Here is a 26,547-nt window from a genome sequence, read left to right on the forward strand (position 1 = left end):
AATTATTCCCTCCAACATCGGTATTTCTGAATATACCTTATAAATTACAACCACTTCATTATAGCATACGAAACATGTATTTCAACAGCTTACACTCATTAACCGTTTTCTAAAAAGATGCGCTCCATCTCAAGGAGCTTATGTATGCATTGGTCCAGTTCATTACTCTGTATTTCTTGCTCTGAAGGAAGCTCTTTCTGCCCGCACAAAATCTCAGCCGCACCTACGGCAGCATTCGCCCATAATTGTTCAGTCCCTTCATCAGGGACGACCGGATAAGATGAAAGCATATAATCCCGCCATACAGCTTCGGCAAAATCCATTAATGATGGGTTTTCTTGCTCGAGAATGCTTTTAATTCTCTTTTTCACTTCTAAATGAAATGGATGAGCGTCCCACTGATAAAGCTCCTGCACGTTCACTTGTATAATGTCACCATTTTTATGTACGGGTATTGTCCTGCTGATTCCTTGTTCTTTAAAATACTGCAGAATCAGACTTTTAACGGCAGGGTGCTTTTTCTCATCTGAGAGAAAACGGATAAAAAGTTCATACGTGTCATCTGCCGGGAAGGATTTGAGCTGCTGCACCGCCAGCCATTGAAAGGATGGCTTATCGCTTTCAAGCATGTTCTGATATGTATGAAGGTCATTCTCCTGCTCCGCTCTGCCAGGCTGTTCTGCTGCATGCGGCCAGTTTTCCTGCTCCATTACTCTCCGGCTGAAATGAAGAAGCTGATAGATGGTTTCAGCCTTATCAGCAGGCAGCTGATTTTCTTCTAATACGGCTTCTATCGTGCTCACGACTGTCTTATATTCTGACAGCTGTATTAAAATACTTAAATAAATCTGAAGAACATCAAAATAATCACCGATATCCTGCTTCAGCATCTTTTCAGCGCGTACTTTCGCCTTTGTCAGCTCTCCTAGCTCAACTAGGCTAAGTACCGTCCCAAGATGGCCTTGCGGATGTACAGGATCAATTTCGAGAAGCTGTTCGAAACAGTTTAATGCTTCCCTGAATTTTTTCGCTTTTAGCGAACTCATCCCCTTTTCAACAAGCCTGGAATCCAAGTTGGGGAATGGAACAATTTTCTTGTCTTTCTCCATTTCGTTTGTCATGCATTTTTCTCCATATGCAGTGTCGTTTGAAATAGTGTAACAGTTTGCCGTTTTTAACTCAAGAAAGGCCGTTTCCGCATATGAAAGAACAGCAAAGACCGGCTTCATATTCTTAAGCCGGTCTTTACTTTCATTAATGTTGTTCCGCTTTTAAAGAACTCATAGAAGAGGTTGATCTCCGTTTCAGGCGCACGCTTTCCGCAGGGCGTGGCGCCACACTATTATGGTAGAGACTATTTACTAAACAATCTTCTGGCTTTTTTTGAATGCTGCGTTTAATCTCCTGCATGCAAGCATCGTATCGATATCCATGTTCCCCCCGCTGATTACAGCACCGGTCTTTGCACTGCTGCTGAACAGATGTGATTTATACAAGACTGCGGCAAGACTCGCAGCCCCTGCCCCTTCTGTTAGCATTTTTTCACGTTCTGCCATAAAGACGATCGCTGAAGCAATTTCCTCATCACTTACAGTCACCATGTCATCCACGTATGCTTCAATATGAGGAAAAGTTACCATGCCAGGTTCCTTTACAGCGATGCCGTCGGCAATAGAAACGGCATTTACAAGTGTGTAAGGAAACTTTCGTTTGAACCGGTTATAAGAAGCGGCGGCACCCGCAGCTTGAACGCCTATTACCTTGACACTTGGCTTGAGCGTTTTGATGCAGGCTGCCATTCCGGCGATCAACCCTCCGCCTCCTACAGGAATCACGATTGTATCCAGTTCCGGCTGCTGCTGGAGCATTTCTGCCGCAACCGTTCCCTGACCCGCAATAACATCTGGATCATCGAATGCATGAATAAAATATCGTCCGCTTTCTTTTTGCTTCTGAAGCGCCGCTCGGTAAGATTCTTGATAGGTTTGCCCCGAAATGACGACTTCTGCTCCGTATGCTTTTACCGCCTCTATTTTGGCAAGGGGAGCAGACTCAGGCATGTAGATCACAGCAGATATCCCCTTTTTAAAAGAAGAGTAAGCAACGCCCTGGGCATGATTTCCCGCAGAAGCCGCGATAACACCAAGCTCTGCTTCCTTTTCCGTAAGACGCTGCACTTTATTGGCTGCGCCTCTGATCTTGAATGAACCCGTCTTTTGCAGATTTTCGAGCTTTAAGTAAACTTCTCTGCCGCAAAGCGTGTTTAGCGTAGATGAGGTTTTGAGCGGCGTTCGTTTAGCGCTTTTCATCACGAGTTCCGCAGCTTCAAGTACCATACTTCCCGTTACGATCGAATTCCCAATTTATCCACTTCCTTTTCATCTTCATATTGTGTGATGCTCGATTCAGATTGCAAAGTATAAGAAATTTCATCCCATCCGTTCATGATCATCTCTTTCCAGAAAGGATCGAACTCAAAGGACTGCTTCTTTCCGTCAGGACCTGATATCACTTGTTTTTCAAGGTCAACGTCAATTTCAACGACCTGTTTTTCGTATTGCCGAATCCATCCGGAGATCACTGTTTCATCGAGAGAAACTGCAACAATCCCGTTTTTAAGACAATTATTATAGAAGATGTCAGCAAAGCTTGGAGCAATGACCGCTTTGAATCCATAATCCTTCAGCGCCCATGGGGCATGCTCTCTTGATGAACCGCAGCCGAAGTTGGCTCCGGCAATGAGGATCTCAGCTCCTTTTGCATGTGTTTTGTTCAGCTCGAAATCCGGGTTCTCCGCTCCGTCATCCAAGTACCTCCAGTCATTGAACAAGTAATCTCCAAATCCTGTTTTCTCGATTCGTTTTAAAAACTGTTTTGGAATGATCTGGTCAGTATCGATATTGTCTCTTTTTAAAACGGCACATTTTGCTTGGATGCTTTTATAATGTCGCATGAAGCACCTCCTCCTGAATTGAGAGCTTTCTCACGTCAGCCAGATGCCCCTCGACTGCAGCTGCTGCTGCCATAACCGGACTGACAAGGTGGGTGCGCGCTCCTTTTCCTTGTCTGCCTTCAAAGTTCCGGTTGGAAGTGGAGGCACACCTTTCTCCTTGAGGAACAATGTCAGGATTCATCCCAAGACACATGGAGCATCCCGACTCTCTCCATTCAAAGCCTGCATTCAAGAAGATTTCGTGCAGCCCTTCTTTTTCGGCCGCTCTTTTGACTGATTGCGAACCAGGCACAACAAGAGCTCTGACACCGGAGGAAACTTTTTTTCCTTTAATTACATTTGCCGCATCTCTCAAATCACTGAGGCGGGCGTTCGTGCAAGATCCAATAAACACATGCTGAACTGGGATGCCTTCAAGCTGTTCTCCTGGCGACAGCCCCATATAAGAAGCAGCATGCCGGATTTCATCAGCCTTATATTTCGAATCTGTACCGCTGACGTCCGGTACATGTCCGGTTATCGGCACCGCCATCCCAGGGTTCGTGCCCCAAGTGACCATTGGGGCAATATCCGCTGCATCCATTTTAATCGTTTTATCATAAACAGCATCTTGATCTGATGCGAGCCCACTCCACTGCTGCTTATATTTTTCAAATTCACTGTCTTTAGGTGCATATTTACGGTCTTTTAAATAACGGAATGTTGTTTCATCAGGGCTGATTAATCCTGCCTTCGCACCCGCTTCGATGGCCATATTGCAAACCGTCATTCTTTCTTCCATCGTCAGTTCAGCAATGGTGTCTCCTGTAAATTCGATTACAAATCCTGTTCCTGCATTCGTTCCATTCTGAGCAATAAAATTGAGGATAATATCCTTTGCCGTAACGCCGAACGGCCTTTTCCCAGAAACATGAACTTCCAGCACTTTCGGACGTTTCTGATAAAGCGACTGACAAGCGAGAACATGCTCTACTTCGCTTGTTCCGATCCCAAAGGCAAGAGCTCCAAAAGCTCCGTGCGTTGACGTATGACTGTCTCCGCACACAACTGTTTTCCCGGGCCATGTAAGCCCAAGCTCAGGTCCTGTAACATGAACGATTCCTTGTTCTTCGGAATCCAGTCCTGCAAGCTTGATGCCAAACTCGCGGCAGTTCGTTTCAAGTGCAGCGAGCTGCTTCCTCGCTGTCTCATCCTCTATCACTGAACGGTTTATCGTCGGTACATTATGATCCATCACAGCAAAACAAAGCTCCGGTCTTCTGACAGTGCGCCCTTTCTCCCTCAGACCGTCAAACGCTTGCGGCGAGGTCACTTCATGCAGAAGGTGCAAGTCTATATATAACAGATCAGGTCTGCCTTCTTCAGCAGCTACAAGATGGTTTTCCCAAATTTTTTGGACGATTGTTTTACCCATCCTTACACCCCTCACACATAAAGTTCTAACAATGAAGCAGAGACTGCATCTTCTTCAATCCTGTAAACAACCTGATCTATCAGCTGGCTGCAGGAAACGTGCTGAAACTTTCCTGTCCTCATATCACCTGTCCTGTAGCCCGCATTGAATGCCTCCTGCAATGCTTTTTCTACGGCTTCAGATTCCTGATTCATATGAAACGAATATTTCAGCATCATCGCAGCCGACATGATCATCCCTGCAGGATTTGCCAGATCTTTCCCTGCGATATCAGGCGCAGAGCCGTGAACAGGCTCAAACAGCCCGAAATCGTCTTCTCTTAAAGAAGCAGATGGCAATACCCCGATTGATCCTAATAAGACGGAAGCTTCATCGCTTAAAATATCGCCGAACATGTTCTCCGTCACGATCACATCAAAATGCGACGGATCCTGGATGAGTTTCATTGCCGCATGGTCTACAAGCAGATGTTCTGTTTCTACATCGCTGTATTCAGCTGACAGTTCTACCACCGTCTCGCGCCACAGCCTGCTGGATTCCAGTACATTCGCCTTATCTACACTCGTCAGCTTTTTCTTTCTTTTTCGTGCTTCTTCAAAAGCGATTCTTACTGTTCTTTCAATCTCGTATTTATGATAGACAAGAGAATCCTCTGCCCGTTCATCTACCCTCGTTTTTTCTCCAAAGTATATGCCGCCTGTCAATTCCCGAACGATCAGTAAATCCGTATCTTTTACGATCTCTTTTTTCAGAGGAGACATATCCTGAAAAGCCGCATTTGATTTGACCGGGCGAAAATTGGCGTATACTCCAAGCTCGCTCCTGAGTTTCAGCAGCCCTTTTTCGGGCCGCTCGCTGTGTCCATCCCATCTTGGTCCGCCAACTGCTCCGAGCAGTACAGCGTCACTGTTTTTGCACATCTGCAATGTTTCATCAGGAAGAGAAGTTCCTGATGTATCAATTCCGCTGCCTCCTACCGGCATTTCATTCATGTTAAATTCATGGCCGAACCGTTTTTCGATCGCCTTAAGCACCTGTACGGCACCTTTCATTACTTCTGGCCCAACTCCGTCTCCCGGCAATAACGCTATCGTCTTTTTCATGTTCCGCCCTCCTCGTTTTTTAAATCGTTGCTCTTTCCTGCTGAGGTTCTGCCGCATTCATCCATACTTTATTAAAGGCATACACATACGCTCTCGCAGAAGCTTCTAGAACATCCTGCGCTGTTCCGCTTCCGTTATATTCTTTGTTCTCTTTTTCAAGAAGTACATGAACCTGCGCGAGTGCATCACGCCCAGATCCGACAGACTGCAGCCGGTAATCTTTCAGCTTCACTTCCAGCGGCATCATTTTATCGAGTGTATGATAGATGGCATCAACACTTCCTGTACCCGTTCCAGCTTCCTGTACCTTTTTTCCTTGTGGTGTTTTCAGCTGCACAGTCGCAGTAGGAATATTATTAGTGCCATACGTGACTTGCACGTCCAAAAGCTCATATACAGGAATCGCAGGCTTCATCTGATGTTCCATAAGAAGCGCGTATAAATCTTCTTCCGTGAGCTCCTTTTTCTTATCTGCAAGATTCTTAAACTCCGAGAATAGCTCGTTAACTTTATCCTCAGCTGGAGAGAAGCCCATTTGTGTAATTTGTTTACGGAACGCGTGACGGCCTGAATGCTTCCCAAGCACAAGAGAATTGGATGATAGCCCGACAAGTTCTGGCGTGATGATCTCGTAAGTGGATCTCTCTTTTAACACCCCATCCTGATGGATACCGGATTCATGGGCGAAGGCATTCTTGCCGACAACGGCTTTGTTTGGCGGTACAGCCAAACCGGTCAATCTGCTGACTAGCTGGCTTGTTCTGCTTATCTCATGAAGAGAAAGATCTGTATATGCCTGATAATGTTCACTTCTTATTTTTAATGCGACGGCCACTTCCTCCAACGAGGCGTTTCCTGCACGCTCTCCTATCCCGTTAATCGTGCATTCAATTTGATCTGCGCCATTTTCGATGGCTGACAGCGAGTTGGCGGTAGCCATCCCCAAGTCATCATGGCAATGTGCCGAAAGTTTAACTCTGTGAATGTTTTTTACATTTTCTTTCAAATACCGGAACAGCTGCCCGTATTCTATCGGATTTATGAAACCGACCGTATCTGGAATATTAATGACGGACGCGCCTGCATCGATCACTTTTTCAATAATTTTGGCTAAAAAGGCTTTATCGGAGCGGCAAGCGTCTTCTGCGGACCATTGCACGACCGGAAAATTCCTGCCTGCATAAGCTACGGATTGAACAGCTTCTTCAAGAACTTGATCAGGTGTTTTCTTCAGCTTGTATGTCATGTGAACTGGAGAAGTGGCGATGAACAAATGAATCCTAGGTTCAGCCGAGTTCCTTAAAGATTCCCAGGCTGTGTTAATATCCTTCTTATTCGCTCTCGCTAATCCAGTGACAGAGGACTCTTTTACGATGCTGGCTATTTTTCTTACTGCTTCTTGATCGCCTTTTGAAGCGGCAGGAAATCCTGCTTCGATCACATCTGCTCCGAGACGTTCAAGCTGCCTTGCGATTTCCAGCTTTTCCTGCAGCGTCAGCATCACACCGGCAGACTGTTCTCCATCCCTGAGTGTCGTGTCAAAGATATCTATTTTACGCACCGCCTACTGCCTCCTTTTCTTTTCGGACAGGCTTAACAAACGGCATCATTGCCCTTAGCTCCCTTCCGACAGTTTCGATCGGATGCGTCTTCTCCAGTTCATTTACAGCGTTAAATACCGGACGGTTCGCCTGGTTTTCAAGAATCCACCCTTTTGCAAATTCTCCTGACTGGATATCCTGCAGTACACGTTTCATCGCAGCTTTCGTCTCATCCGTTACGATTCGTTTCCCTGATTGGAAGTCTCCCCACTGAGCAGTATCCGAAATGGAGTAGCGCATCCCCTCAAGACCTGACTCATACATAAGGTCCACGATCAGTTTTAATTCATGCAAACATTCAAAATAAGCGACTTCAGGCTGATACCCCGCTTCTGTCAGTGTTTCAAATCCTGCTTTTACGAGAGATGACAATCCTCCGCAAAGGACGGCCTGTTCTCCGAATAAATCAGTCTCTGTTTCTTCCTTGAAAGTCGTTTCCAATACACCTGCACGGGCGGATCCGATTCCTTTTGCATAAGCAAGGGCGGTCTCCTTCGCTGTACCTGTTACGTCCTGGTAGACAGCCACAAGAGCGGGCACTCCCGCACCGGATTCGTACGTTCTGCGGACTAGATGACCTGGCCCTTTAGGAGCGACTAAGAACACGTCAACATCTTCAGGAGGCACAACCTGATGAAAATGGACATTAAATCCATGTGCAAAAACCAAAGCGTTTCCTGGGGATAAGTATGGAGCGATTTCATTTTTATACACAGCCGGCTGCAGCTCATCCGGCAGCAGGACCATTACGACATCCGCCTGTTCTGCTGCCTCGCTGACGTCATATACACGAAGGCCGTCTGCTTCAGCCTGTGCTCTTGATTTCCCTGGCCTTACCCCGACAACGACATCATAGCCGCTTTCATTCAAGTTTTGCGCATGCGCATGGCCTTGAGACCCGTAGCCAATGACAGCTACTTTCTTCCCTTTTAATACACCTTCATTTACTTCGTTTTCATAGAATACTTTCGCCATCTTAAATCCTCTCCTTTTAGACAATGTAGTAGCTGTTAAATTCCAACACCGATTTCTGGCTTCCTCGTGGCATCGCAGTGATTCCTGTACGTGAGATGCCTTTGATTCCATAGGGCCGAAGCAGTTCGATAAGCGCTTCGATCTTCTTGCTTTCCCCTGTTACTTCGACTGTGATGCTTTCGTGGCTGACATCAAGCACGACTGCCCTGAAGGGCTCGATCAGCATCTTGATCTCGCTTCTCGTTTCAGGAACCGTCATCACTTTAATGAGTGCCAGTTCCCTCGTCACTACTGCTAATTCTGTCAGATCCTTTACTTTTAAAACGTCAATCTGTTTGTGCAGCTGTTTGACGAGCTGTTCTGCTTTATTGTCATCGTTCACATGAACCGCCATTGTGATCTTTGAAACATCTGGCTGGTCTGTCTGACCGACGGTGATGCTCTCAATGTTGAATTGGCGCTTAGTGAGCAGTCCGGTAAGCCGGTTCAGCACACCGCTTCTATTTAGTACTGTTGCTGAAATGATTCTTCTCATGGTTTCACTCCAATCATTTCATGAATCCCTTTTCCGGGAGCGATCATCGGATAAACGTTTTCTTCTTTTGTCACTCGGCAGTCTAGCAGAATAGGCTTCTTCAGCTTTAGCGCCTTTTTTATGCAGGCTGTAATTTGATCTTCAGCTGTGACCTTCATTCCCTCAATTTCGTATGCCTGCGCGAGCTTCACAAAATCAGGCTGATGGCTTTCGATTGATTCTGAATATCTTTCTTCATAAAAGATCTCCTGCCACTGCCTGACCATCCCGAGTGATGCATTATTGACGATGACAATGATGATTGGAAGCTCCAGTTCACGAACAACGGATAGTTCCTGCAGCGTCATCTGAAATCCTCCGTCACCAACGATCGCGACGACTGGTGATTCAGGTTGTGCCAGCTGAGCTCCGATGGCAGCCGGGAAACCGAATCCCATCGTCCCAAGCCCCCCTGACGTCACCCAGCGGTTAGGATTGCGGAACGGGTAATACTGAGCTGCCCACATTTGATGCTGCCCAACATCTGTCGTAACGATTGCATCACCGGAAGTCGCTTCATGAATAAGCTGTATCAGCCTTTGAGGCTTTAACGTTTGCGGCTCGCTTCTATACCAGAGTGGATATTCATCCTTCATCTGCTCCAAATATTGTCTCCAGGTTTGCGTATCATTTGCTGCAGGTCCCTCTTGCAGCAAAGCTGTCAGGGTGGCCTCGGCACAGCCTACAATCGGAATATGTGTGTAAACATTCTTGCCGATCTCAGCCGGATCAATGTCAATGTGAGAAACTACTGCCTGTTTAGCAAAATGGGCGAGGTTGCCTGTCAGCCTGTCATCAAAGCGTGCACCGATAGAGATCAGCAGATCGCATTCATAGATGGCCATATTTGCGCTGTATGTTCCGTGCATCCCGGCCATTCCTAGATGAAGCGGATGATCTCCTGGAAAGCTTCCGAGACCGAGCAGTGTATTAGCAACGGGAATATGATGCTGCTCGGCGAACAACAGCAGTTCACTGTTCGCCCCTGCCGCGAGTACTCCTGCACCTGCTAAAATAACAGGCTTTTGTGATTGCTGAAGCGCTTCTAGCAGTCTTTTTACCTGCAGCAGGTTTGGCTGAGTATTCGGCTGATAGCCAGGAAGGCTGATTTCAGTCGGTTGTTCCATCACCCCTTCAGACACGGAAACATCTTTAGGTATATCGATTACAACAGGGCCTGGCCGGCCTGACTTAGCGATATGAAATGCTTCTCTAACGATACGCGGCAGATCGTCGACACTGCGGACCTGATAGTTGTGTTTCGTAATAGGCATCGTGATTCCGACGATGTCTGCCTCCTGAAATGCATCTGTTCCAATGACGCTTGTCGCTACCTGACCAGTAAAGATAACAAGAGGAATCGAATCGATCATCGCATCCGCAATGCCAGTTACTAGATTGGTTGCACCAGGACCAGACGTAGCGATAACAACACCAGGCTTCCCTGTCACTCTTGCATAACCTTGAGCAGCATGGATGGCGCCTTGCTCATGCCGTGTAAGAACATGCTTGATTGGATGCCTGTAAATCGAATCGTAGATCGGCAGCACGGCTCCGCCGGGATAGCCAAACACCATTTCTGTTTCTTGCTCTTCGAGAAGCTGGATCAAAAGGTCTGCACCGGATACCTTTTCAGGCTGCCAGTCTGTTTTTTCTTCTCCAGCCCAACTGCTGGCTCTCATTCTCATTCCTCCTTTTATTAAAAAAAATGAAGAAAAAAAGCCTTCCACCCCTTATGACAGATTTCTCCTGTCATAAGGGGTGAAAAGCTTATTTCCACGGTACCACCCTTATTCACGGCTTCAAATGCCGCCTCATGAGCAATTATCGCTCGTTTTATAACAGGTACAGCGGGATGCTGCACCCGGACTCTCCTAATCGCACTAGCTTTCAAAGAGTCACTCGGGAGGGATGTCCTGGAATGCAATGCCGCCGGTTCCCAGCAATTCCGGCTCTCTGCGGGCATCTGTTCATACCATTATTCTCCGTCATCGTTTTGAAATGTTAAATTTTCAGAACTCCCCCAGTATTGGCGGAAGTAACAAGCTTTGAGTATCTGGCTAAATAACCTGATTTAATTTTTGGCGGAGGCTCTACCCAGCCCTCAGCCCGCTTCGAAAGCTCTTCTTCTGTTAAAGAAAAATGAAGCGTACGGTTTACTAAATCAATTATGATGCGGTCACCGTTTTGCAAAAATGCGATGGGGCCGCCCTCTGCGGCTTCAGGAGAGATATGTCCGATGGAGATCCCTCGTGATGCTCCTGAAAATCTGCCATCCGTTATAAGCGCTACCTTTGTGCTTAAGCCCCGCCCAGCAATGGCTGAAGTAGGAGCGAGCATCTCGGGCATACCTGGTCCTCCTTTAGGCCCTTCATAGCGGATAACAACCACATGGCCTTCTTTCACTTCACCGCTGTTGATGCCGGCAAGTGCATCATCCTGAGACTCATAACAGATAGCTTCACCCTCAAAGACACGGATAGAAGGGTCAACCGCCCCAACTTTTATGACACTGCCGTCAGGCGCCAGGTTCCCATACAAGATGCTCAAACCTCCTGTCGGGGAATATGCTGTCTCCTTTGACCTAATAACATCATGTTCGCTTACTTCAGCAAGAGCGACTGACTCGCCGATCGTTTTCCCTGAGACCGTCAGCCGGTCTGTATGGATTGCTCCCTCTATTTTGCATAGCTCATTAATGATCGCACTCACTCCGCCAGCATCATGAACATCCTGCATTGAATAATCTGATGCGGGACTGATCTTCGACAAGTATGGGACTCTTTCAGCTATGCCGTTGACACCGCGCAAGTCATAGTCGATTTCTGCTTCATGTGCGATAGCAAGCATATGAAGCACGGTGTTTGTCGATCCACCCATCGCCATATCGAGCGCAAATGCGTCATCGATAGCTTCCTTCGTGATGATGTCACGAGGGCGAATGTCCTTCTCGACCATATCCATCAGATGCTTTGCCGCTTCTTTTATTAAATTCTGTCGTTCTTTGGACGTGGCGACAATTGTCCCGTTGCCCGGAAGCGCGATTCCCAGCATTTCCATGATTGAATTCATGCTGTTTGCTGTAAACATCCCGCTGCAGGATCCGCAAGTAGGACAAGCACTAGTTTCAAGCTCGAGAAGCTCTTCGCGGCTCATTTTTCCTGACAGATGTGATCCTACCCCTTCGAAAACAGATGCGAGAGACAAGGATTTCCCTGCTGAAGATTTCCCTGCTTCCATTGGTCCGCCGGACACGAACACAGCTGGTACATTCGTCCTTACAGCTGCCATCAGCATCCCAGGGGTAATCTTGTCACAGTTCGGGATGTAGAAAACACCGTCAAACCAGTGTGCGTTTATTACGGTTTCAGCAGAATCTGCGATCAGCTCGCGGCTTGGCAAGGAATATCTCATCCCGATATGTCCCATTGCAATACCGTCATCTACCCCGATGGTGTTGAACTCGAACGGGATACCGCCTGCTTCTCTAATCGCTTCTTTAACCGTTTCAGCCACTTTGTTCAGATGCATATGGCCCGGGATGATATCAACATAAGAATTACAGACGCCGATAAACGGTTTATTCATATCTTCCGGGCTGACCCCGGCAGCATGAAGAAGGCTGCGATGCGGCGCCCTGTCTATACCATTTTTGATCATATTGCTGCGCATCAGCTACATCTCCTATTCCGTTTAAACCGCATGAACGGTTTCTGATTCTGGATAAACCTTTACTCCTTCTTTCACGACACTCTTTCTAAAATATTGAAGAATTTTAGCTGTATGCGGTCCTGGCGAACCATCACCAATGGTCCTTCCGTCTACCTTTACAACCGCGATAACCTCAGCTGCCGTTCCTGTAAGAAACACTTCATCTGCTACATACACATCGTGACGAGTGAATGGCTCTTCCCTGACATCGTATCCTTGTTCAGCTGCGATCTCGATGATCGCGTTTCTTGTGATTCCTTCCAATGCCCCGAGATAGCCCGGCGGCGTCTTGATCACGTTATTTTTAACGATAAAGACGTTGTCTGCAGAACCTTCTGCTACGTATCCTTGATCATTAAGCATCAAAGCTTCGCTTACTCCAGCTAGACTTGCTTCAATCCTCACTAAAATGTTATTCAAATAGTTCAGTGATTTCACTTTCGGGCTAAGTACGTCAGGTCTGTTTCTCCTGCTCGCAACAGTGATGATCTCAAGCCCTGTTTCATAAAGTTCCTTAGGGAAGATTGCCAGTTTTTCGGCGATAATGATGACCCCCTGCTTTTTACATTTAAATGGATCAAGTCCTAAATCGCCTTTCCCTCTTGAAATCACCAAGCGGATATAGGCATCACGCAGTGAATTCCTTTTCAAGGTTTCAACGATGATGTCCGTCAACTCTTCTTTAGTGTGTGGAATATTAAGCATGATTGACTGCGCCGACTCATAAAGCCGCTGAAGATGCTCATCCAAACGGTAAACGTTCCCGTCGTACACACGAATGCCTTCGAACACCCCGTCTCCGTATAAAAAGCCGTGATCATACACGGATACTTTAGCATTTTCCTTTTCAACAAATTCACCGTTTACATAAACCCATTGTTCGGACATCATGATCCTCCTTGTCTTATTTTTAGAATATTTAAATAACAACTTGATAATGTTGACTATATTACGCCCCTTTCAAAGAGGGGTCAACCGTCTTTTTTTGTTCAAATTTGAAATTTCAGAAAAATAAGTTATATTGCAAGCGTTTTCTTTCTGTCTGCAATAGGCTTTTCCGGCATACGCCAGCCAAATTGTAAATGTTTTTAAAACGCTTACATTATTAACAGAAGAGGCTATACAGGAACACAAAAAAGACCTCAGCATAAAAGCTGAAGTCTAAAGATTAAAGTTATGTATGAGATAAAATGGCGTCCCAGGAGAGATTCGAACTCCCGACCGTACGCTTAGAAGGCGTATGCTCTATCCGGCTGAGCTACTGGGACAAATATGTATTGGAGCCCTTTTCGCAAAATAATGCGCTTTCCGCTATTATTCTACGCTGCGGGCACACAGGTTCGTTTCCCTCGTCGACTCGGAAACTGTTTTATAAACTGCTACATTTTAATTTAAGTTTTTAGTTGGTCAAACCTATTCGTGCCATTTGCTGCGTGAGAAAAATACAAATGGAGCGGGTGATGAGAATCGAACTCACGACCAGAGCTTGGAAGGCTCTTGTTTTACCATTAAACTACACCCGCAATAAGAAGTGTAACAGCGACATAACTTAATATACACCATCATTAATTCTATGTCAACAATCTATTTGAAAAAAGATTCAACATGCCTCAAGCAATGCTGAATCTTTTTTTCATTTCTTCAAGCCGTTCACCATCCAAGGTATAGAACTCAACAACCATCTGACCGTCTTGGATTTCGCATAAAGCATATGTTTTTTCTTTTCTTCCCCTCGGCATTCGGATACTGCCTGGATTGATGAAAACAGTACCGCTGCGTTCAAAAGCTTCGGCTACATGCGAGTGTCCAAAACAGACAATTTTCGCACCAGTTTCTTCAGCCCTGTAAGCAAGGGCAAGATGCCCCATCTTTACGTTATAAAGATGCCCGTGCGTGATGTACATTGCCGCATCCCCAAGCGGCTCAATCGCTTCCGCTGGAAACTCGCTGCTGTAATCCATATTGCCTTTAACGGTGACAAAGCCCTCTAATTCCCCAGACTTTGGATGGAGTTCAGAATCACCGCAATGAATCATAATGTCCGCGTCGCTGCGGTGTCTTTCTTTTATTATGTTCAATTCCTGAGTCAAGCCATGGCTGTCGCTTACAATCAAAGCTTTCACACTCATCAGATCCTCTCCTTCCAATTTTATTTTAAGTCATTTAAGTTCAGCGTTTCCTGCAAATGTTTGAGCGCGGCTGCACGATGGCTGATCTTATTTTTTTCTTCCTTTTCCAGCTCGGCCATCGTTTTTTTCTTATCAGGCAGATAAAAGACCGGATCGTAACCGAAACCGTTGCTTCCACTTCTCATTAAAGCAATTTCGCCTTCACATGTACCTCTGAATACGGAAGATGGCTTGTCCGGGATCGCAACAGCCAGCGCACAAACAAATCTTGCACTCCTGTTCTCGGTACCTTCAAGTTCTTTTAGCAGCTTATCGATGTTCATATCATCATTCTTGGCAGCACCTGCATAGCGAGCTGAATAAACGCCGGGTTCTCCGTTCAGAGCATCCACTTCAAGGCCGGAATCATCCGCGATCACGGGTTTTTGAATCAATTCGCAGATCGTCTCCGCTTTTAACTTTGCATTTTCTTCAAACGTAGTCCCCGTTTCCTCAACATCTGTAATGCTTTCAAAATCCAGCAAAGACAAAATTTGAAACCCTTCAGGCTCTAACATGGTTTGGAATTCTTTAATTTTTCCAATGTTTTTTGTAGCGATTACGATTGTGTTCATTGTAATTTATCCTCCAGGCTCAATCTGTATATATAGTCTTTTCCCATATAAACTTCCATTCAATCAGTATTCCGCAATGGAACAACATAAATAAATAGAGAGGGTGTACACCCTCTCTATATCGTACCACATCATTAAATAATTATATTAAAACTCGCCTGTATTGACAGATTCCGGCCTTGAAACCGGTGCAGTCAGCTGTTTGCCTTTTTCGTTCATCACTTTCGACTTGCCATCCACCTGAATCGCTACTTGCTTGACTCCTTTAATATCTGTCAGAGACAGAACGATTGAATTTAGTACGGCATCTGTGATCATGTGCTCTTCCTTGTTTCCAAGTACAGCTTTATTAAAGTTTAAAGTAACGACGCCATCCTTCACGACAGGCGTGCTTAGCAGACTCACATCGCCTTGAAAATCGGAAAGCAGTCCGCTTCTTTCTGACGGCCCTTCGATCAGCTGCTGTATCGTCGCCGTAACGCGGTCTGAGCCCGTATCAGCAATACGGCGTGTCACAGGAACATAATATGTCTGGTCATTCGTCTGCGCCAAGAAATATAGCGTGACGAGCTCGCTGTTTGTCACATCAGCTGTACTTCCCATTTCAAGGTTGATGCCATCAGCCCGGCTTACACCTGAATGTATCGGCGTGTTGTTGACAGGCATAGCATTCTGATTTTTTCCTTCAATTTGAATTTTTACGTTTTTAACATCTTTAAATTGAGTCAGTGTAAAGGTAATGGCCTGCAGAATCTTAGATTCATCCTCAGCGCGATAATCTTTGAATTCTTTAGAGAAATTCGCTACCGCTGTTCCATCCTTGATACTTACACCCATAACTTCGGTGTCAGCAGGAAGGACCGCTTGAAAGCCATTCGGCAGCATGTTACTGACAGGACCGTCTTTTACGAGATATTGGAGCACTTGTTTAGCGGAAGCATCATTTTTTGGCAGTGCCATAACCTGCGGGACGACCATGTTGTTGCTGTCAAACAAGTACAGCTGTCGTTTCACCCCGTTTTCCGCAGCAGCCTTTTGTCCGTTCTTATCTAGCGATTTCCCTTCTTTTACATAATTCACTTTAGGGGGATCGAGTTCATTCCCTGTTTTTTCTCCCCCTATGCCGCATCCAGTGACCATTAAAGACAGCGATAATGCAACAAACGGCATACCGGCTCTCCATGATTTCCGCATACTTTACCCTCCTTCAGTGGTTTGTACTATTATGTATACGAGCCCTCGTTTCTTTTAGACCAACTACTTTACCTGCAAAAAAAATTAAGATTTTTCGTAAACTATATTTTTTGGAAGAAATCAGAGAAGCCGTTGATCTCCGTTTCAGGCGCACGCTTTCCGCGGGGCGGGCGGTGAGCCCCTTTGCCGCTGCGCGACTTAAAGGGTCTCACCTGTCCCACTGATCCCGCTGGAGTCGGCGCCTTACACTTCGATCAACTTTTTCAATGATGGATTCAAGGTGATGTACGGGGTGTGACTAAAGAATCTACAATTATTATTCAAAAAACGTTTTAAAAAAGATGCTTTTTCCGCAATCATGATAGGTTATGAAAGAACTCAAGATGTTTAAGGAATATCAAAAGTGAAAACAACCAATTGACGGAAGAGGAAGAGAGCAAATAAAAAAACAGGTCTGCAAAACTTCTGCATTACCTGTCTCCAATTTTGTAGATTAAGATAAGACGGCTATTTCCACCTGTTTGATTTTCTGGTCAAGCCAATGGTTGGCGATGGCGAGAAAATCTTCCTCGCTTCCGGTCGTGAAAAACTTGTGCACAGGTTTGCTGCTGTCTGTGCGAAGAATGCCGCTGTATTCTAGTATAGCAGACACTTCCCTGGCAGTTTCAGCACCAGAACAAATAACAGATACGTGTTCTCCCATAACCTTTGAAATGACGCCTCTTAGTATCGGGTAGTGTGTACAGCCTAGAATGAGAGTATCAATGGAAAGGCCTTGAAGGGGCTTCAAAGTCTCTCTGACAATTCTTTCTGTCTCTTCCCCCTCTATCATGCCGCTTTCAACAAGAGGTACGAACGGCGGGCATGCCAAGCTTTCTGCGGTCACTCCATTATGAATATCCTTTAGTGCTTTTTCATAGGAGGCACTCCTGATTGTCCCAAGCGTACCGATTACACCCACATGCTTGTTTTTCGTCCGCTTGACGGCTGCCCGTGCACCGGGAGAGATTACACCGATCACTGGGATGTCCAGCTTTTCTTTCGCTTCCTCGAGCACGGCAGCAGTCGCTGTGTTGCATGCTATTACGAGCATTTTAATTTCTTTTTTCAGAAGAAAGTCAATCATCTGCCAAGTGTATTCTCTGACTTCCTCAAATGGTCTTGGACCATACGGGCATCTCTCTGAATCACCTAGATAGATTATATTTTCCTTCGGCAGCTGTCTCATGATTTCGCGTGCGACAGTTAAACCTCCCACACCCGAATCGATAACACCTATTGCTTTGTCCAAAATATATCGCCTCTTTTAAAATTGCTGATTCTTATTTTGCACATCCAAAATAAAAAATGCAAGCAAATCCCTAATAATCCTCCATTGCTTTAGAGCTGGATTAGAAAAAGGCAAACGGGAAAGTTCTCCCCGTTTGCCTCAAAGTACTATTAAAAATTTTCTTTTACGAACGCTTCGACTTCAGCAGTAGTGCTCATATTTAAAATCTGGTCCAAACTGCTCTCGATTTTTTCTTTTGAAAGCTTGGCGATCTGGCTCCTTGCAGGAAGGATAGATGTTGCACTCATCGAGAACTCATCCAGTCCTAGTCCGAGAAGGATCGGGATCGCAATCGGATCACCAGCCATTTCTCCGCACATACCAGCCCATTTGCCTTCTTTGTGAGCAGCATCGATGACCATCTTCACAAGACGAAGAATGGCCGGGCTGTATGGCTGATACAAGTAAGAAACCTGTTCGTTCATACGGTCGGCTGCCATTGTATACTGAATTAAATCATTTGTACCAATGCTGAAGAAGTCCACTTCTTTGGCAAATATATCAGCCATAACAGCAGTTGAAGGGATCTCGACCATGATACCGATCTCGATGCTGTCCGATACCTCAGTTCCTTCAGCTTTAAGCTTTTCCTTCTCTTCAAGAAGGATGCCTTTAGCAGAACGGAACTCATCGAGAGTTGCGATCATCGGGAACATGATCTTCAGGTTGCCGTGCGCACTCGCACGAAGAAGGGCACGGAGCTGAGTTCTGAACATGTCCTGTTCTTCCAGACATAGACGAATCGCTCGGAAGCCAAGAAACGGATTCATTTCTTTAGGAAGATCAAGATATGGTAGCTCTTTGTCTCCGCCGATATCAAGCGTACGAATGACTACAGGCTTCTCTCCCATTTTCACAAGTACTTCTTTGTAAGCATTGTACTGCTCTTCTTCTGTCGGCAGCTGGTCACGGCCCATATATAGGAATTCAGTGCGGTATAGACCTACACCTTCCCCGCCGTTTTCGAGCACACCCTGAACATCAGCAGGCGTACCAATATTTGCAGCCAGCTCAGCATGATGTCCGTCTTCTGAAGTGGTTGCTTCATTCACGAGCTTTGCCCATTCTGCTTTTTGGCGTGCGTAGCTTTCCTGTTTTTCTTGATATTCTTTTACAACATCATCTGAAGGATCGATGATTACTTTGCCACCAAGTCCATCGATAATCACCGTTACACCGTTTTCGACCTGGCTTGTGATTGATTTTGTTCCAACCACTGCAGGGATTTCCATTGAACGGGACATGATCGCTGAATGGGAAGTGCGGCCGCCGATGTCAGTAGCAAAACCTTTAACAAACTGGCGGTTGAGCTGAGCCGTATCAGACGGTGTCAAATCTTCCGCGATAATGATGACTTCCTCAGAGATACTTGCTGGAGTCGCGAACTTCACGTCTAAAAGGTGTGACAGCACACGCTTTGATACGTCACGGATATCGGCAGCACGTTCTTTCATGTACTCGTTATCCATTTGTTCAAACATCGTGATGAACATAGATGATATTTCATCCATCGCACTTTCTGCGTTCGCTTTTTCATTCTCAATTTTCTGCTTTACCGTATCAATGAGTTCAGGATCATCTAAGACAAGAAGGTGAGCAGCAAAGATTGCTGCCTTGTCCTCTCCAAGTTCAGCGAAAGCACGGTCTTTAATGGCCGCAAGCTCTGTTTTAGCTTTATCGACCGCTTGCTGGAAGCGATTGATTTCCTGATCTGTATTTTCAACTGTCTTTTTTACAATCTCAAGTTCTGGATTTTCCAGCAGGAAGGCTTTTGCGATCGCGATGCCTGCTGATGCAGCTATACCTGAAATAATTTCAGACATTACTCACCAAGTCCTTCTGTTTTGATAACATTCTCGATGCCTGCGATCGCTTCATCTGCATCGTTGCCTTCAGCTTTAACAGTGATCTCTGCTCCAGAAGGAATTCCAAGGCTCATAACGCCCATGATGGACTTTAAGTTTACAGTTTTTCCGTTGTATTCAAGGTTGATGTCAGATGAAAACTGACCCGCCTGGTTTACTAGTGCTGTTGCCGGACGTGCGTGAATTCCTGAGTCTGCTGTAACTTTAAATGTTTTTTGTGCCATTGTTAAAAACTCCTTTAAGATTATTTTTTAAAAGAAATAATATTTTCCTCATTACGTGTTACATTCCCTGTTTTCTCAAGAACAATCTCTTCACCCGAAAGGTTAGTGAAAACGATTGGCGTGATAAGAGATGGTGCGTTCTTGCCGACAAAGTCAAGGTCAACTTCGAGAAGCTTCTGACCTGCAGTAACTTTATCCCCTTCACTTACAAAGGATTCGAAACCTTCACCTTTCAATTTTACCGTATCAATACCAAAATGGATCAAAATTTCTTTTCCACTGTCTGAAATGATGCCGATTGCGTGCTTTGTAGGGAAGATGTTCGCGATTTTTCCGTTAACAGGAGAAACAACTGTACCGCTTGATGGCTCGATTGCAAAACCGTCACCCATCATTTTGCCAGAGAACACTTGGTCTGGAACTTCAGTGATAGGAAGCAGACGTCCTTCAATCGGAGCGATGAATTTATCTCCATCTTCAGCAGCTGGAGCTGGAACTTCTTGTGTTTCCTGTACTATGCCCTGCTCAGGAAGCTTTTCTTCATTTTTAGGTTTAGCGACAACTTTGCCTTTAATAATATCCTGAATCTCACTCTTGATCGTATCAGACCGCGTTCCGAAAATGGCCTGAATGTTGTTGCCCATTTCAAGCACACCCGAAGCCCCAAGCTTTTTCAAACGGTTCTTGTCAACATCCTTCGCATCTTTAACAGATACACGGAGACGAGTAATACATGCATCAAGGTTAGCGATGTTCGGTTCTCCGCCAAGCGCTTCGAGAATGTTTGCTGCTAGTGAATCTTTGTTTGAAGGGCCGACATTCGTTTCAACCTCATCATCAACGATCTCACGTCCAGGCGTTTTAAGGTTCCATTTGCGGATCGCAAAACGGAATCCGAAATAGTAGATGACTGCAAGCACTAGACCTACCGGGATAACCAGCCACCAGTCGGTACGGTTCGGAAGCACTCCGAACAGCAGGTAGTCAATGATACCGCCAGAGAACGTCATACCGATCTTAACATTAAGAATCTGCATGATCATGAATGAAAGGCCCGCGAAGATCGCATGAATTCCAAAGAGTACAGGTGCTACGAATAAGAACGAGAATTCGATCGGCTCTGTAATACCTGTCAAGAACGAAGTCAATGCTGCTGATCCAAGGATACCGGCAACAATCTTCTTCTGTTCAGGACGAGCTTCATGGTACATCGCAAGTGCTGCTGCTGGAAGACCGAACATCATGAACGGGAACTTACCTGTCATGAATGTTCCTGCAGTCAGTTCAACATTGTCTTTTAGCTGAGCAAAGAAAATCTTCTGGTCACCGCGGATGACTTCACCCGCTTGACTTGTATAGTTGCCGAACTCAAACCAGAACGGCGAATAGAAAATATGGTGAAGGCCGAACGGGATCAATGAACGCTCGATCACACCGAAAACAAATGCAGCGAGTGTAGGGTTCGCGTCAATCATGCTCTCTGAGAACGTATTAAGTCCTGTCTGAGCATATGGCCAGATAAATGTCATGACAATACCGAGACCAAGTGCGGAAACCGCCGTGATAATCGGTACGAAACGCTTACCAGCAAAGAATCCTAAGTAAGATGGCAATTCAATATTGTAATATTTTTTATAGAGATAGGAAGCTAATATCCCCACGATGATACCGCCGAAAACGCCAGTCTGAAGTGTCGGGATACCAAGAACATTGGCAAATGAAGGATCTGCACCGATGTCTTCAGGCTTTACACCTTCAATGACACTCATCGTTACGTTCATGATGAGATACCCGATAATAGCTGCGAGTCCGGCAACACCTTCACCGCCCGCCAGTCCAACTGCTACACCTACTGCGAACAGCAGGGAAAGGTTGGCGAAAACGATGTCGCCCGATTTTTCCATTACGGTCGCGACTAGCTGGAACCACTCTGCATTTAATGCAGGCAGCTTTTCAAGCAGTGCAGGGTTCTTAAAAGCGTTACCAAACGCAAGCAAAAGTCCTGCTGCTGGCAAGATAGCGACTGGCAGCATTAAGGCTTTACCTACGCGCTGCAGAACACCGAAAAAACTTTTCCACATAGTTATTTCCTCCTTTTAAATTGTAACCCTTTCCATTTGACTCAGAATAAAAAGAAAAAGACATAAGCAAAGAAAGCAGGATTGAGCATGAATTCTATGGTTTAGAATAACCGAATTCTGCACTTCCTACACTTTTCATTTGCTTATGCCTGATCGAATCAGTAACACGCTATATGTTAAGTGATATTTTATTTTCTTGAGAGCCTTTGCAAATGCATGGTCAGGTAGACCGCTTCTGCGTTTGGAACGGGTTTTTGCAAGTCATTTTGCATGACTTTAATCAACTTCCAAGCAAGATTGTAGCACAGAGGATACTCTTCTTTCAATACATTTGCTAATTTATCTTGGTTCTCTACGATCTCACCTTGCTCAATTCTCTCGATCGCGTGCCTAAGATGCCTCACCAGCCTCAAATAATTGATGCTTTTCGGATCAATCTCAATATCAAGCCCAGAGCTGACCAGCGAAATCAGCTTGGCGACAAGCGAAGAGTTGCGGTTGATGAGGTGAATCGTTCTTTTGGTGATAGCACTGTGAATGTGAAGAGCAACAAAGCCTATCTCACCCTCAGGCAGATGAATGGATAGATGCTTATTTATCATCTCCACGGCTTCTTCCGCTATCGTATATTCCATCGGATACATTGTCTGCGTCTCGACAAGAAAAGGGTTCTTGATATCGAGGCCCTGTTCGAGTCTCTTAATCGCAAATCCGATATGATCCGTAAGTGCGATATGGATATGCTCGTCCAGATCAGAACCGCTTCGTTTTTGTATATGAGTAATTACGTCATTCATGACATCTATGATTTTTTCGTCAACCGAATGAAGCAGCTGCTTATAATGTTCTTGCTCTTTTTCATCTTTCAAAACAAACCATTTATCTGCACTTGAAGTTTGGATGAGGTCGCCGGTTTTTTTGCCAAAGCCGATTCCTTTTCCGATCACTACGGACTCTTTTTGTGAGTTGTCCGTCACGATCAGTGCATTATTATTTAGTATTTTCTTGATTAATAATGAATCATTCATGTTTTAGTCCTTCCGTAATGACATAAAATCATCACTTTAGTGCTTTTATCATAGCGAAAAGCTACACCGTATGCAATCCTTCAGCACTGTGAAAAAAGACCAGGTAAACAGCAAAAACGGCTTTCGTGTGAAAGCCGTTTCCAGACTAGATCTCTAGTTCTCCAAGCCGCAGCAATTCGACTACTGCTTGAGACCGCCCTTTAACACCAAGCTTCTGCATCGTATTCGAAATATGATTTCGAACAGTTTTTTCACTGATGAACAGCTGCTCTGCGATTTCCTTTGTCGTCTTATCCTGGACCAAGAGTTCGAATACTTCTCTCTCTCTCTTTGTAAGTAAAGGCTTCGGCCGGTAGTGTTTCTCCTTCAATGAATTCACCCCTCCTTGCTAGGGTTTTGGAACTGCCAACATCAATTGGAAGTATTTAGTCAACATATAGTATGTAATCTTTTCTTGTTGAGTGACTTGGTCTTGAAAAATTATGAAAAGAAATGTTTAAACACAATTTTTTCTTCAATTTATTAAAAACAGATTATGCTTTTTATCATAAAATGTGAAAAAGCCTGGGCTTATGCCCGGGCTTTTTCGATTCTCTGAAGAAGTTTTTCTTTTGTCTCTAGCTCCCATGAAGCCGGTCTGCCAGTAGATCGGCTGATCTGCACAATCCGGCCTCTTCCCGTGAAAACCGTTTTGCCTTCTCCGTTTACTCCGTGATAATGAAGGTCAAACGAACTCGAGCCTATCTCGTTCAGCTTTACTTTAACATTTACCGTGTCGCCATAAAGTATCTGTCTGACATAATCGCATTGAAGATCCGCGACAACAGGAATAAACTCGCTGCCCTGGCTGCCCCAGTCATTCATAAGTCCGAGAGAACGAAAAAATGCGATCCTTGCTTCTTCCATATAAACAAAAACACGAGTGTTATTCACGTGGCCGAAACCGTCAATCTCGCCAAACCTTACTCTCAAAGAGTATTCGAACTCGAATTCACTTGCCCACTTCTCTTTATCTTCACCAATATAGGAAGACCTTCCATCCATTCAAAATTCCCCCTTTTATATAGTAGAAAGTGAAACTGATGCCGCAAACAATAAAGAGCAGCCTAACCAATAGTCATGATCTTGGTTCATGCGCTTTTATATGTCTAAAGTGTAAAAAAGCCTTCCGGTTGAGGAAGGCTTTTCTGTTATCGCTGCTTGTTATTTTCTTATCAGGATTAACGGTCACTGCCGAAGAAATTCTTAAATGACTGGAACGTCGTGTCACGGTTAAGCGCCGCGATAGACGTTGTAAGCGGAATCCCTTTCGGACAAGACTGAACACAGTTTTGAGAGTTTCCGCAATTTGCGAGTCCGCCGTCATCCATAATCGCGTTTAAACGTTCAGCTTTGTTCATCTCTCCAGTTGGGTGAGCGTTAAACAGGCGCACCTGAGAAAGAGGAGCTGGTCCGATGAATTCAGACTTGGAGTTTACGTTCGGACACGCTTCAAGGCAGACACCGCATGTCATACACTTAGAAAGCTCGTATGCCCACTGGCGCTTTGTTTCTGGCATTCTCGGACCTGGTCCAAGATCATACGTTCCGTCAATCGGAATCCATGCTTTTACTTTTTTCAGAGCGTCAAACATACGGCTTCTGTCGATAGAAAGGTCACGAACGACAGGGAACGTTTTCATAGGCTCAAGCGTGATCGGCTGTTCGAGCTTATCGACGAGCGCTGTACACGATTGGCGAGGTTTGCCGTTGATGATCATTGAGCAGGCTCCGCATACCTCTTCCAAACAGTTCATTTCCCAAGATACTGGAGTAGTGGCTTCGCCTTTTGAGTTGACCGGGTTTCGGCGGATCTCCATCAACGCCGAGATCACGTTCATGTTCGGGCGGTGAGGGATTTCAAACTCTTCTACATATGACGGTGTATCCGGATTGTCCTGACGAGTGATTTTAAATTTCACTGTTTTTGTGCTCATGTTAGTTCACCCCGCTTTTCTTTTTAGAATAGTCGCGTTTTCTCGGCTGGATGAGTGAAACGTCAACGTCTTCATATTCAAATACAGGACCGTTTGTTTCTGGATTAAATTTCGCTTTAGTTGTTTTGAGCCAGTCTTCGTCATTACGTTCAGGGAAGTCAGGCTTATAATGAGCACCGCGGCTTTCGTCACGGTTAAGCGCGCCAAGCGTGATGACGCGGCCTAGCTGAAGCATATGCCATAGCTGGCGTGTGAACGAAGCGCCCTGGTTGCTCCACTTTGATGTGTCGTTAATGTTGATTTTGTTATAGCGCTGCATAAGTTCCTGAATTTTTTCATCAGTCGCTTTCAGCTTGTCGTTGTAGCGTACAACCGTTACATTGTCTGTCATCCACTCACCAAGTTCTTTGTGAAGGACATATGCATTTTCTGAGCCATCCATGCTCAGAATGTTATCGAACACTTCTTGATCTTTGCGGACTTGCTGGTCAAATACTTGTGAAGAAACATCAGCAGTGGCCTTATCCAGTCCTTTAACGTAGGAAACTGCAGCTGGCCCTGCTACCATTCCGCCAAATATAGCAGAAAGAAGAGAGTTTGCGCCAAGACGGTTCGCACCATGGTATTGGTATTCACATTCACCGGCAGCAAAAAGTCCAGGAATATTTGTCATCTGATCATAATCAACCCACATACCGCCCATTGAGTAGTGAACGGCAGGGAAAATTTTCATTGGCATTTTGCGCGGATCGTCACCCATGAATTTTTCATAGATTTCAATGATTCCGCCAAGCTTAATATCAAGCTCTTTCGGGTCCTTATGAGAAAGGTCAAGATAAACCATGTTCTCTCCGTTAATACCAAGCTTCTGATCAACGCAGACGTGGAAGATTTCGCGTGTCGCAATATCTCGCGGCACGAGGTTTCCGTATGCAGGGTATTTCTCTTCAAGGAAATACCAAGGTTTTCCGTCTTTATAAGTCCAGACACGGCCGCCCTCTCCGCGCGCCGATTCACTCATAAGGCGAAGCTTGTCATCGCCAGGAATTGCTGTCGGGTGAATCTGGATGAACTCACCGTTCGCATAATAGACGCCTTGCTGGTATAGAGATGAAGCTGCTGCACCTGTGTTAATGACTGAGTTTGTAGATTTACCGAAGATGATTCCAGGACCGCCAGTCGCCATGATGACAGCATCTGCAGCGAAGCTTACGATCTCCATCGTCTTCAGGTTTTGAGCCGTGATACCACGGCATGCACCTTCGTCATCCACGATCGCGGAAAGGAATTCCCATCCTTCATACTTTGTGACAAGGCCTGAAACTTCATGGCGTCTTACTTGCTCGTCCAAAGCGTAAAGAAGCTGCTGGCCTGTTGTTGCGCCAGCAAAAGCTGTACGGTGATGCTGAGTGCCCCCAAAACGGCGGAAGTCAAGCAAACCTTCTGCTGTACGGTTAAACATAACACCCATGCGGTCCATCAAGTGAATGATGCCCGGAGCCGCATCGCACATCGCTTTAACCGGAGGCTGGTTCGCAAGGAAATCTCCTCCGTATACAGAGTCATCGAAATGCTCCCAAGGAGAATCTCCTTCCCCTTTTGTATTTACGGCACCGTTAATTCCACCCTGTGCACAAACGGAGTGCGACCGTTTTACCGGCACAAGGGAAAACAGGTCAACGTTCATGCCTGCTTCAGCTGCTTTTATAGTTGCCATCAAACCGGCGAGACCTCCGCCGACGATAATGATTTTCTGATTGCTCATGAATGTTTCA

The 26,547-nt window shown here is 45.5% G+C and carries 23 protein-coding genes and 2 tRNA genes; all 25 read right to left on the minus strand.

Annotation, left to right across the window (positions count from 1 at the left end):
• Positions 1 to 98: 98 nt before the first annotated feature.
• The 25 genes from CGZ90_RS09425 to sdhA all read right to left on the minus strand — a co-directional run bounded on the left by CGZ90_RS09425 (position 99) and on the right by sdhA (position 26,537).
• Positions 99 to 1,121, minus strand: coding sequence for a tetratricopeptide repeat protein (locus tag CGZ90_RS09425; protein ID WP_133063574.1), 1,023 nt, complete (start codon positions 1,119 to 1,121; stop codon positions 99 to 101).
• Between the two features lie 240 nt (positions 1,122 to 1,361).
• On the minus strand, positions 1,362 to 2,336 hold the full coding sequence (ilvA, locus tag CGZ90_RS09430; RefSeq protein ID WP_165766824.1) for a threonine ammonia-lyase: 975 nt from the start codon (positions 2,334 to 2,336) through the stop codon (positions 1,362 to 1,364).
• Positions 2,337 to 2,344: 8 nt separating this feature from the next.
• Positions 2,345 to 2,953, minus strand: coding sequence for a 3-isopropylmalate dehydratase small subunit (gene leuD, locus CGZ90_RS09435; protein WP_094252164.1), 609 nt, complete (start codon positions 2,951 to 2,953; stop codon positions 2,345 to 2,347).
• The gene (gene leuC / locus CGZ90_RS09440; RefSeq protein WP_094252166.1) at positions 2,940 to 4,367 is read right to left on the minus strand and encodes a 3-isopropylmalate dehydratase large subunit; all 1,428 of its coding nucleotides are present in this window, start codon (positions 4,365 to 4,367) and stop codon (positions 2,940 to 2,942) included. Before leuC ends, leuD begins: the two co-directional genes overlap by 14 nt.
• 11 nt (positions 4,368 to 4,378) lie before the next feature.
• Positions 4,379 to 5,470: a 3-isopropylmalate dehydrogenase gene (gene leuB / locus CGZ90_RS09445; protein ID WP_094252167.1), complete on the minus strand. Its 1,092-nt coding sequence runs from the start codon at positions 5,468 to 5,470 to the stop codon at positions 4,379 to 4,381.
• A 19-nt stretch (positions 5,471 to 5,489) separates the two neighbouring features.
• The gene (locus CGZ90_RS09450) at positions 5,490 to 7,031 is read right to left on the minus strand and encodes a 2-isopropylmalate synthase (protein ID WP_094252169.1); all 1,542 of its coding nucleotides are present in this window, start codon (positions 7,029 to 7,031) and stop codon (positions 5,490 to 5,492) included.
• Complete coding sequence (gene ilvC, locus CGZ90_RS09455; protein ID WP_094252171.1) at positions 7,024 to 8,046, minus strand: ketol-acid reductoisomerase; 1,023 nt, start codon at positions 8,044 to 8,046, stop codon at positions 7,024 to 7,026. The genes CGZ90_RS09450 and ilvC overlap by 8 nt, the downstream gene beginning before the upstream one ends.
• A 16-nt stretch (positions 8,047 to 8,062) precedes the next feature.
• On the minus strand, positions 8,063 to 8,581 hold the full coding sequence (gene ilvN / locus CGZ90_RS09460) for an acetolactate synthase small subunit (RefSeq protein WP_094252173.1): 519 nt from the start codon (positions 8,579 to 8,581) through the stop codon (positions 8,063 to 8,065).
• A complete protein-coding gene (gene ilvB / locus CGZ90_RS09465; protein WP_094252175.1) occupies positions 8,578 to 10,302 on the minus strand; it encodes an acetolactate synthase large subunit in 1,725 nt (574 codons plus the stop codon). Before ilvB ends, ilvN begins: the two co-directional genes overlap by 4 nt.
• Positions 10,303 to 10,624: 322 nt before the next feature.
• On the minus strand, positions 10,625 to 12,292 hold the full coding sequence (ilvD, locus tag CGZ90_RS09470) for a dihydroxy-acid dehydratase (protein ID WP_094252177.1): 1,668 nt from the start codon (positions 12,290 to 12,292) through the stop codon (positions 10,625 to 10,627).
• 21 nt (positions 12,293 to 12,313) lie between these two features.
• Positions 12,314 to 13,219 carry a branched-chain-amino-acid transaminase gene (gene ilvE / locus CGZ90_RS09475; RefSeq protein WP_094252179.1) on the minus strand — a complete coding sequence of 302 codons (906 nt, stop codon included), beginning with the start codon at positions 13,217 to 13,219 and terminating at the stop codon, positions 12,314 to 12,316.
• Positions 13,220 to 13,522: 303 nt separating this feature from the next.
• A tRNA-Arg gene (locus CGZ90_RS09480) sits at positions 13,523 to 13,599 on the minus strand.
• Between the two features lie 181 nt (positions 13,600 to 13,780).
• A tRNA-Gly gene (locus tag CGZ90_RS09485) sits at positions 13,781 to 13,854 on the minus strand.
• Between the two features lie 87 nt (positions 13,855 to 13,941).
• On the minus strand, positions 13,942 to 14,454 hold the full coding sequence (locus CGZ90_RS09490) for a metallophosphoesterase family protein (protein WP_094252459.1): 513 nt from the start codon (positions 14,452 to 14,454) through the stop codon (positions 13,942 to 13,944).
• Positions 14,455 to 14,480: 26 nt separating this feature from the next.
• A complete protein-coding gene (locus tag CGZ90_RS09495; protein ID WP_094252181.1) occupies positions 14,481 to 15,074 on the minus strand; it encodes an XTP/dITP diphosphatase in 594 nt (197 codons plus the stop codon).
• Between the two features lie 147 nt (positions 15,075 to 15,221).
• The gene (locus CGZ90_RS09500) at positions 15,222 to 16,268 is read right to left on the minus strand and encodes a GerMN domain-containing protein (protein WP_094252183.1); all 1,047 of its coding nucleotides are present in this window, start codon (positions 16,266 to 16,268) and stop codon (positions 15,222 to 15,224) included.
• A 493-nt stretch (positions 16,269 to 16,761) separates the two neighbouring features.
• Positions 16,762 to 17,559 (minus strand): glutamate racemase, encoded by a 798-nt coding sequence (gene racE / locus CGZ90_RS09505; RefSeq protein ID WP_094252185.1) that lies wholly within the window; start codon positions 17,557 to 17,559, stop codon positions 16,762 to 16,764.
• Positions 17,560 to 17,708: 149 nt separating this feature from the next.
• Positions 17,709 to 19,421 (minus strand): phosphoenolpyruvate--protein phosphotransferase, encoded by a 1,713-nt coding sequence (ptsP, locus tag CGZ90_RS09510; protein WP_094252186.1) that lies wholly within the window; start codon positions 19,419 to 19,421, stop codon positions 17,709 to 17,711.
• Entirely contained in the window at positions 19,421 to 19,687 is a 267-nt protein-coding gene (locus tag CGZ90_RS09515; protein WP_094252187.1) for a phosphocarrier protein HPr, read from the minus strand. The genes ptsP and CGZ90_RS09515 overlap by 1 nt, the downstream gene beginning before the upstream one ends.
• Positions 19,688 to 19,707: 20 nt before the next feature.
• A complete protein-coding gene (gene ptsG, locus CGZ90_RS09520) occupies positions 19,708 to 21,768 on the minus strand; it encodes a glucose-specific PTS transporter subunit IIBC (protein ID WP_094252188.1) in 2,061 nt (686 codons plus the stop codon).
• Between the two features lie 188 nt (positions 21,769 to 21,956).
• Positions 21,957 to 22,796 carry a glucose PTS transporter transcription antiterminator GlcT gene (gene glcT, locus CGZ90_RS09525; RefSeq protein WP_094252189.1) on the minus strand — a complete coding sequence of 280 codons (840 nt, stop codon included), beginning with the start codon at positions 22,794 to 22,796 and terminating at the stop codon, positions 21,957 to 21,959.
• Between the two features lie 145 nt (positions 22,797 to 22,941).
• Entirely contained in the window at positions 22,942 to 23,166 is a 225-nt protein-coding gene (locus tag CGZ90_RS09530) for a helix-turn-helix domain-containing protein (RefSeq protein ID WP_007202417.1), read from the minus strand.
• 200 nt (positions 23,167 to 23,366) lie between these two features.
• On the minus strand, positions 23,367 to 23,840 hold the full coding sequence (locus CGZ90_RS09535; RefSeq protein ID WP_094252190.1) for an acyl-CoA thioesterase: 474 nt from the start codon (positions 23,838 to 23,840) through the stop codon (positions 23,367 to 23,369).
• 176 nt (positions 23,841 to 24,016) lie between these two features.
• Entirely contained in the window at positions 24,017 to 24,772 is a 756-nt protein-coding gene (sdhB, locus tag CGZ90_RS09540) for a succinate dehydrogenase iron-sulfur subunit (protein WP_094252191.1), read from the minus strand.
• Position 24,773: 1 nt separating this feature from the next.
• Positions 24,774 to 26,537, minus strand: a complete 1,764-nt coding sequence (gene sdhA / locus CGZ90_RS09545; RefSeq protein ID WP_094252193.1) for a succinate dehydrogenase flavoprotein subunit — start codon at positions 26,535 to 26,537, stop codon at positions 24,774 to 24,776.
• Between the last annotated feature and the right edge of the window lie 10 nt (positions 26,538 to 26,547).

The organism is Fictibacillus aquaticus (assembly GCF_002245695.1).
GTDB classification, from domain to species: domain Bacteria; phylum Bacillota; class Bacilli; order Bacillales; family Fictibacillaceae; genus Fictibacillus; species Fictibacillus aquaticus.

What these genes read in the sequence shown, in the direction of transcription:
- CGZ90_RS09425 (WP_133063574.1), bottom strand. Translation starts at nt 1,121, where the DNA reads ATGACAAACGAAATGGAGAAAGACAAGAAAATTGTTCCATTCCCCAAC.
- ilvA (WP_165766824.1), bottom strand. Translation starts at nt 2,336, where the DNA reads ATGGTACTTGAAGCTGCGGAACTCGTGATGAAAAGCGCTAAACGAACG.
- leuD (WP_094252164.1), bottom strand. Translation starts at nt 2,953, where the DNA reads ATGCGACATTATAAAAGCATCCAAGCAAAATGTGCCGTTTTAAAAAGA.
- leuC (WP_094252166.1), bottom strand. Translation starts at nt 4,367, where the DNA reads ATGGGTAAAACAATCGTCCAAAAAATTTGGGAAAACCATCTTGTAGCT.
- leuB (WP_094252167.1), bottom strand. Translation starts at nt 5,470, where the DNA reads ATGAAAAAGACGATAGCGTTATTGCCGGGAGACGGAGTTGGGCCAGAA.
- ilvC (WP_094252171.1), bottom strand. Translation starts at nt 8,046, where the DNA reads ATGGCGAAAGTATTCTATGAAAACGAAGTAAATGAAGGTGTATTAAAA.
- ilvN (WP_094252173.1), bottom strand. Translation starts at nt 8,581, where the DNA reads ATGAGAAGAATCATTTCAGCAACAGTACTAAATAGAAGCGGTGTGCTG.
- ilvB (WP_094252175.1), bottom strand. Translation starts at nt 10,302, where the DNA reads ATGAGAGCCAGCAGTTGGGCTGGAGAAGAAAAAACAGACTGGCAGCCT.
- ilvD (WP_094252177.1), bottom strand. Translation starts at nt 12,292, where the DNA reads ATGCGCAGCAATATGATCAAAAATGGTATAGACAGGGCGCCGCATCGC.
- ilvE (WP_094252179.1), bottom strand. Translation starts at nt 13,219, where the DNA reads ATGTCCGAACAATGGGTTTATGTAAACGGTGAATTTGTTGAAAAGGAA.
- CGZ90_RS09495 (WP_094252181.1), bottom strand. Translation starts at nt 15,074, where the DNA reads ATGAACACAATCGTAATCGCTACAAAAAACATTGGAAAAATTAAAGAA.
- CGZ90_RS09500 (WP_094252183.1), bottom strand. Translation starts at nt 16,268, where the DNA reads ATGCGGAAATCATGGAGAGCCGGTATGCCGTTTGTTGCATTATCGCTG.
- ptsP (WP_094252186.1), bottom strand. Translation starts at nt 19,421, where the DNA reads ATGTCTGAAATTATTTCAGGTATAGCTGCATCAGCAGGCATCGCGATC.
- CGZ90_RS09515 (WP_094252187.1), bottom strand. Translation starts at nt 19,687, where the DNA reads ATGGCACAAAAAACATTTAAAGTTACAGCAGACTCAGGAATTCACGCA.
- ptsG (WP_094252188.1), bottom strand. Translation starts at nt 21,768, where the DNA reads ATGTGGAAAAGTTTTTTCGGTGTTCTGCAGCGCGTAGGTAAAGCCTTA.
- glcT (WP_094252189.1), bottom strand. Translation starts at nt 22,796, where the DNA reads ATGAATGATTCATTATTAATCAAGAAAATACTAAATAATAATGCACTG.
- CGZ90_RS09535 (WP_094252190.1), bottom strand. Translation starts at nt 23,840, where the DNA reads ATGGATGGAAGGTCTTCCTATATTGGTGAAGATAAAGAGAAGTGGGCA.
- sdhB (WP_094252191.1), bottom strand. Translation starts at nt 24,772, where the DNA reads ATGAGCACAAAAACAGTGAAATTTAAAATCACTCGTCAGGACAATCCG.
- sdhA (WP_094252193.1), bottom strand. Translation starts at nt 26,537, where the DNA reads ATGAGCAATCAGAAAATCATTATCGTCGGCGGAGGTCTCGCCGGTTTG.